At 55.3% G+C, this 6,470-nt stretch carries 7 protein-coding genes; 1 reads left to right on the plus strand and 6 read right to left on the minus strand.

Going from position 1 to position 6,470, the window contains the following annotated elements; genetic code table 11:
* Positions 1–3: 3 nt before the first annotated feature.
* Complete coding sequence (gene ppk1 / locus JI62_RS06355) at positions 4–2,193, minus strand: polyphosphate kinase 1 (protein WP_088699355.1); 2,190 nt, start codon at positions 2,191–2,193, stop codon at positions 4–6.
* A 107-nt stretch (positions 2,194–2,300) separates the two neighbouring features.
* Positions 2,301–3,311 (minus strand): porphobilinogen synthase, encoded by a 1,011-nt coding sequence (gene hemB / locus JI62_RS06360; RefSeq protein ID WP_088699356.1) that lies wholly within the window; start codon positions 3,309–3,311, stop codon positions 2,301–2,303.
* Between the two features lie 200 nt (positions 3,312–3,511).
* Between hemB and elbB the strand changes: the two genes are divergently transcribed.
* The gene (gene elbB, locus JI62_RS06365; protein ID WP_088699357.1) at positions 3,512–4,171 is read left to right on the plus strand and encodes an isoprenoid biosynthesis glyoxalase ElbB; all 660 of its coding nucleotides are present in this window, start codon (positions 3,512–3,514) and stop codon (positions 4,169–4,171) included.
* Between the two features lie 83 nt (positions 4,172–4,254).
* Here the strand turns inward: elbB and tatC are convergent, their stop codons facing one another.
* The 4 genes from tatC to JI62_RS06385 all read right to left on the minus strand — a co-directional run bounded on the left by tatC (position 4,255) and on the right by JI62_RS06385 (position 6,368).
* A complete protein-coding gene (gene tatC, locus JI62_RS06370) occupies positions 4,255–5,046 on the minus strand; it encodes a twin-arginine translocase subunit TatC (protein WP_088699358.1) in 792 nt (263 codons plus the stop codon).
* The gene (tatB, locus tag JI62_RS06375) at positions 5,043–5,558 is read right to left on the minus strand and encodes a Sec-independent protein translocase protein TatB (RefSeq protein WP_088699359.1); all 516 of its coding nucleotides are present in this window, start codon (positions 5,556–5,558) and stop codon (positions 5,043–5,045) included. The genes tatC and tatB overlap by 4 nt, the downstream gene beginning before the upstream one ends.
* Positions 5,559–5,561: 3 nt before the next feature.
* Positions 5,562–5,840, minus strand: coding sequence for a Sec-independent protein translocase subunit TatA (gene tatA / locus JI62_RS06380; RefSeq protein ID WP_088699360.1), 279 nt, complete (start codon positions 5,838–5,840; stop codon positions 5,562–5,564).
* Between the two features lie 153 nt (positions 5,841–5,993).
* Entirely contained in the window at positions 5,994–6,368 is a 375-nt protein-coding gene (locus tag JI62_RS06385; RefSeq protein WP_088699361.1) for a phosphoribosyl-ATP diphosphatase, read from the minus strand.
* Between the last annotated feature and the right edge of the window lie 102 nt (positions 6,369–6,470).

Consider the following 6,470-nt stretch of genomic DNA (forward strand, 5'->3'; position numbering starts at 1 on the left):
TACCTAGCTTTTCGAGGCATAGGCATAAAGCAGTGTTTCCTGGGCACTGATGGCATCGCTGTCACCAGGATCCTGGAGTCGGTAGCTGCCATCGGTCTGAAGCAGCCAGCTCTGGCAGTTATCCACCAGGTACGTCTCCAGGTCTTTACGCACCCGGTTGGCGAGCTTCTTATCCAGCAGCGGAAAGCAGGTTTCGACACGGTGGAACATATTGCGCGACATAAAGTCCGCGCTTGAGCACCAGGTCTCGGACTTGCCATCATTATGGAAGTGGAAAACCCGGGTATGCTCCAGCAAACGGCCAATAATTGAGCGTACGCGAATATTGTCGGAAACCCCCGGTACGCCTGGCTTCAAACAGCACATGCCGCGAATAATCAAATCGCACTCTACGCCTGCCTGTGAGGCTCGGTAGAGTGCCTTGATAAGCTTGGGCTCGGTCAATGAGTTGCACTTAATGATGATGTGCCCACGCTTACCCTTGCGTGCTATCTGCGCTTCCCGGTCGATCATTTCCACCAGGCGTTCATGTAGCGTGAAGGGGGCGTGCAACAGCGTGTCGATTTTGCGCGCGCGACCCATTCCTGACAGTTGCTGAAACACCTTATGCACATCCGCACACAGCGCCTTATTGGCGGTCAGCAGGCTGTAATCGGTATATAGCTTGGCAGTCTTGGCGTGGTAGTTGCCGGTGCCCAGGTGAGCGTAGTAGCACAGTTCGCCCTTTTCACGGCGCACAATGTGTAGCATTTTGGCGTGGGTTTTGTAGGCCATAATGCCGTAGACAACGATTGCCCCCGCTTCCTGCAGGCGTGAAGCCAGCTGTAGGTTGTCGGCCTCATCGAAGCGCGCGCGCAGCTCAATGACCACCGTGACTTCTTTTCCCTGGCTGGCCGCTTCCACCAGTGCGTTAACAATAGCTGAGTCTGAGCCGGTACGGTAAAGGGTCTGCTTCACTGCCAGTACATGTGGATCCCTGGCAGCTTCGCGCAGCAGGTCTTCAATCGGCGTAAACGACTGGAAGGGGTGATGGAGCAGAATGTCGTTCTTGGCGATAGCGTCAAACAGGCTACCCGCTTTGAGCGCTTTGGGAATGCTGGGAGTAAACGGCCGATAGAGCAGCTCAGGGCGATCCACGTCACCCAGCACGGACATCATGCGGGTCAGGTTGACCGGGCCTTTGACGCGATACAAGTCGTCGTTCTCGAGCTCAAACTGGCGTAGCAAGAAGTTGGTTAAGTCATCCGGGCAACTGTCGGCGACCTCCAGGCGCACGCCGCTGCCGTAGCGGCGTGCCAGCAGTTCACCGCGCAGCGCTGAGGCGAGATCCGAGACCTCTTCCGGGTCAACGCTCATATCCGCGTTGCGTGTCAGTCGGAACTGGTAGCAGCCGCGCACGCTCATGCCGGGGAATAGCTCCTCGGCATGGGCATGAATCATCGATGAGAGGAAAACATACTCGGAAAAACCCTCTTCGCAAATCTCTTTGGGCAGTGCCATCAGGCGCGGCAGCGAACGCGGTGCGGGTAGAATCGCCATGCCGCCGGCGCGGCCAAAGGCATCCTTGCCTTCCAGCTCAACGATAAAGTTGAGGCTTTTATTCACCAAGCGGGGGAAGGGGTGCGAGGGATCGAGCCCAATCGGGCTGATGACCGGCATAATTTCGTTATCGAAGAACGCCTTGACCCAGGCTTTCTGTTCATCAGTCCACTGATCGCGGCGCCGAAAACGCAGCCCCTGGGTTTCCAGCGCGGGCAGTAAGGTATCGTTGAGTATTTGATATTGGCGGTCGATCTGTGCGTGAGCAAGCTGCGAGATCTCCGCCAGCACCGCTTTAGGCAGGCGGCCATCGGCGGCGGTGGTGTCGTCGCCCAGAGCAACTTGATGCTTCAAGCCCGCCACGCGAATTTCGAAAAACTCATCCATATTGGAAGAGAAAATCAACAGGAACATTAACCGATTGAGCAGCGGGTGGGCGTCGTCTAACGCCTGTTCCAACACGCGGATATTGAACTGTAGGTGTGACAGCTCGCGATTAAAGTAGAGCTGGGTATCGTCAAGATCCGTTTCAGGCAGCACTTCACGTGCTTGAACTCCGGTCGGGGTTCGATTGATCCGTAGTGGCATATCGCCGTCGCTGCTGGTGTGATCAGTAGACGATAGTGGTAATGAATCTGAAGCTTGCTCGTCCATAGTGGATCTCCCCGCGTTGATAGCTCGAAGGTATCATAGCCTGATACTGGTATATCAGTGCAGTATGCGGGGAGAAGATGACAAAAAGGTGTCACCTGGTTGTCATCTTAGCGTTGTTGGAGTAAACGCGCGGCGTCGAGAGCAAAGTAAGTCAGAATGCCATCCGCGCCTGCCCGCTTGAAACACATTAATGACTCAAGAATAACCGGTGCTGCTTCTAACCAGCCGTTGTCGAAGGCGGCGCGGTGCATGGCGTATTCGCCGCTTACCTGGTAAGCGAAAGTGGGCACCTGTAGCTCACTTTTCACCCGGCGAACGATATCCAAATAGGGCATGCCGGGTTTGACCATCACCATATCGGCGCCCTCGGCGATATCCATGGCCACTTCGTGCAGCGCTTCATCGCTATTAGCAGGATCCATTTGATAGGTGCGCTTGTCCGCCTTGCCCAGGTTAGCCGCCGAACCGACCGCATCGCGAAAAGGGCCATAGTAGTGCGAGGCGTATTTGGCGCTGTAGGCCATAATACGCACGTTATGCAGCTGTTCTTGCTCCAACACCCGACGAATAGCGCCAATTCGCCCATCCATCATGTCAGAAGGGGCGACCACGTCGGCACCGGCTTCGGCATGGGAGAGTGCCTGTTTGAGCAGCGTATCCACCGTGCGGTCATTCTGCACGTAGCCGTGCTCGTCAAGAATGCCGTCCTGGCCGTGGCTGGTATAAGGATCCAGCGCCACGTCGGTGATAATGCCTAGTTCGGGCAGCGCCTCCTTGAGGGCGCGCACACTGCGTTGAACTAGACCGCTGGCGCTATAAGCCTCTTCGGCAAGCTCACTCTTGTGCTCGGGGCCAACCACTGGAAACAGGGCCAGCGCTGGGATGCCCAGCGCATATGCCTCGCGAGCTTGCTCGATCAACAGGTCGATAGAGAGTCGCTCGACGCCGGGCATGGAGGCGACGGCTTCACGTTGATTGTCGCCTTCCAGTACGAACACCGGCAGGATGAGGTCTGACGGCGTCAGGCTGCTCTCCTGCATCAACCGGCGTGAGAAATCATCGCGGCGCATGCGGCGCATGCGGGTGGCGGGAAAATGACGGGCAGTGGGTGTACTCAAGGAGGCTCTCCATTAGACGTCGTAAAAATCAGGTAACGTGAACATTAAGGATAGTAAATAAATATGCCCGAAGGCTTGGAGGGAGTATATCAGCCATGCCTTGCGGCGAAAGCCGCCTTGTGACAATACGACAGACTGACTAAAGTGAGCGATTGCTTTGCTGTATTGCGTTCGGCAGACCCTGGGATAAGGAGATAGGCATGACCAAACAGGTGGCAGTGATTTTGGCCGGCTGCGGCGTTTATGATGGTTCGGAAATATATGAGACCACGCTTACGCTGCTGCGCTTGGACCAGTTAGGTATCGGTTACCGCTGTTTTGCCCCCGATATAGAGCAGCATCATGTGGTTAATCATCTTACTCAAGAGGTGGTAGAGGGCGAGCAGCGTAACGTGCTGCTGGAGTCTGCCCGACTGGCGCGGGGAGAGATCAGCCCGCTGGAGGAGTTAGATGCTGACAAGTTTGACGCTGTGATAGTGCCTGGCGGTTTTGGCGTTGCCAAGAACCTGTCTGACTTCGCCAGCGCCGGTGACAGTATGCAGGTGCTGGATGCATTAAAAGTGGCCTTGGTAGGGTTTCGTGAGGAGGCCAAGCCGATTGGTTTGATGTGTATTTCTCCCGTTCTGGTGCCCCGCCTATTGGATGAAGGCATTGCGGTGACAGTGGGCAATGACCCGGCGGTTTCCGGTGCCATTAGTGCCATGGGTGGCCTGCACCGCAGCTGCGGCGTAGAAGATATCGTGGTGGATCTTGAGCACCGCGTGGTCACAACGCCTGCCTATATGCTGGCAACGCGTATCAGCGAAGCTGCGACCGGTATTTTCAAGCTGGTAGATCGCATTGCAGAAATGATGGATTAAGCTCGGTGCGATACTGCAGTGAAAAAGCCGCCGTCATTGTGAATGACGGCGGCTTTTAAGTATCGACGCGGAGAGTCCTGCGTTTAGAGATCTGTCTCGTGCTCTTCTGCCGCCTCTTTCTCCTCTTTACGCTTGCGCACCAAGCGGCCAAACAGCAGTCCGACTTCGTAAAGCAGGTACATCGGAATCGCCAGCAGGCTCTGAGAAATCACATCCGGAGGCGTTAGCAGCATACCGACCACGAAGCAGCCCAAGATAATGTAGGGACGCTTTTTAGACAGGCTTTCCACCGTGGTGGCGCCCGACTGTATTAACAAAAAAGTCGCAATAGGGATTTCGAACGCTACGCCAAAGGCAAAAAACAGTTTAAGAACGAAGTTCAAATACTGGTTTATGTCGGTCATGACAGCGACGTTTTCCGGCCCGGTTTGGGTGAAAAACTCAAACAGCAGTGGAAACACCACGTAGTAGGCAAACGCCGCGCCGCCGTAGAACAGCGCAATGCTCGACACCAGGATCGGTATCGCCAGTGCTTTTTCATTGTCGTAAAGCCCTGGCGCGATAAACGCCCAGGCCTGATGCAGCACGAAGGGAATGGCTATAAACACCGCCACCACCAGGGTGAGCTTAAACGGCGCTAAGAATGGCGAAGCGACTTCCGTGGCGATCATTTGCGAGCCTTCGGGCAGCAGCGCCATTAACGGCTCGGCAACAAACGTATAGATATCATTGGCAAAGGAGTAGAGGCCCAAAAAGACCACCAAAATGACGATCACGGCGCGCATTAGCCGTGAGCGTAGCTCTATCAGGTGCTCAATCAGGGGGGCTTGGCTCTGTTCTTCCCGCGGCTCCTTTGAATCGCCAGACATACTCATTGGTGATTACGATCCTTTTCAGATTCAGCCTTATTAAGTGCCGTTGACTCTGGGTCAGCCGCTTCCGGTTCGGCCTGGCGGGAGGGCGCTGCTGAGGCGGCGGGCGCGGAAGATGACGGAGGCGTTTCTTCACGCACCGTTTGCAGGGCGTCATCCAATCGGGAGCTGGCCTTGGCAACGCGCTGCTCCGTCTCGCTCTGCGCCGCCTGGGTGGGCGGCGTATTGGGCTGCACCGCATCAGAGCGGGCAGGGGTATCGGCAATGCTCTCTACGTCCAGCTTGGCTTTCTTCAAACTGTCATCGAGCTTCTTCTGCTGTTCATTGAGCTTTTGGCGCAGCTCTTCTGCTTCCAGCTGGGCGCTGATTTCACGCTGCATACCGGATACCGTGCGCTTAATTTTGCCAATCCACATGCCTGTCGTACGGGCGGCGCGGGGCAGCCGTTCCGGGCCAAGCACCAGCAGCCCGACGATGCCAATCAGCATCAGTTCAAGAAAGCCGATATCCAGCATGGTTTATTTGCGCTCTTCGTTGCGGTCGCTCGCGGCCTGTTTCTCTTCGGCTTGAACGTCATAAGTGTTGCCAGGCTCTTCATGGCTCACTTTGGCATGGGGTTGGTCGGCGTCTTCTTTATCAGCCTCTTTGCCTTTCTCCTCGTCGTGCATGGCTTTCTTGAAGCCCTTAACCGCCCCACCCAGGTCGGTACCCACGTTGCGCAGTTTTTTAGTGCCGAAAACCAGAATGATGATGCCCAGTACAATCAGCAACTGCCAAATACTAATGCCACCTAACATATGCGTTTCCTCATGGGAGCAGGTTAACTATCTATTGAGTGCTATCTATTTCAGCGTTATCTCTTTAACCACTGATCCGGTAAATACCCGCTCAATGGCTAGGAGCAGGCTACAGCACATGCGTTACCATTATGCGATAGCCCTATTTAGCCACTATGGCTGGCGGGCGGCTTTTTCCTCGTGTCCGGAAATGCCGAAGCGCCGTGCCAGTTCGTCTAAAACGGCCTGATGATCCATTCCTAGGTGCGAGAGCATCACCAGACTATGAAACCACAGGTCGGCGGTTTCAGAAATCAACGCTTGTCGTTCGGTCTCGCTTCCATGCTCGGCATCTTTTGCCGCAAGCACTGTTTCTGTGGCTTCCTCGCCCACCTTTTCGAGTATCTTGTTCAAACCCTTATGATGCAAGGAGGCAACATAAGATTCTTCCGCCGCTGCATGGCGCCGCTGCTTTAACACCTCATTGAGCGTATCCAGCACATTGGTATGGCTAGTCGAATTGTTAGCCGAGAATGCGTTGCTGTCCATGGGAATCCTTGTAAACGTTTAGTGCGTCGCTTTATTGCCATACCAGCAGCAGTAGGCCAATGGCAGCAGCCGCTAGTATCGGCCACCCCCGGAGCGCAATCC

Source organism: Halomonas campaniensis (assembly GCF_002211105.1).
GTDB classification, from domain to species: domain Bacteria; phylum Pseudomonadota; class Gammaproteobacteria; order Pseudomonadales; family Halomonadaceae; genus Vreelandella; species Vreelandella campaniensis_A.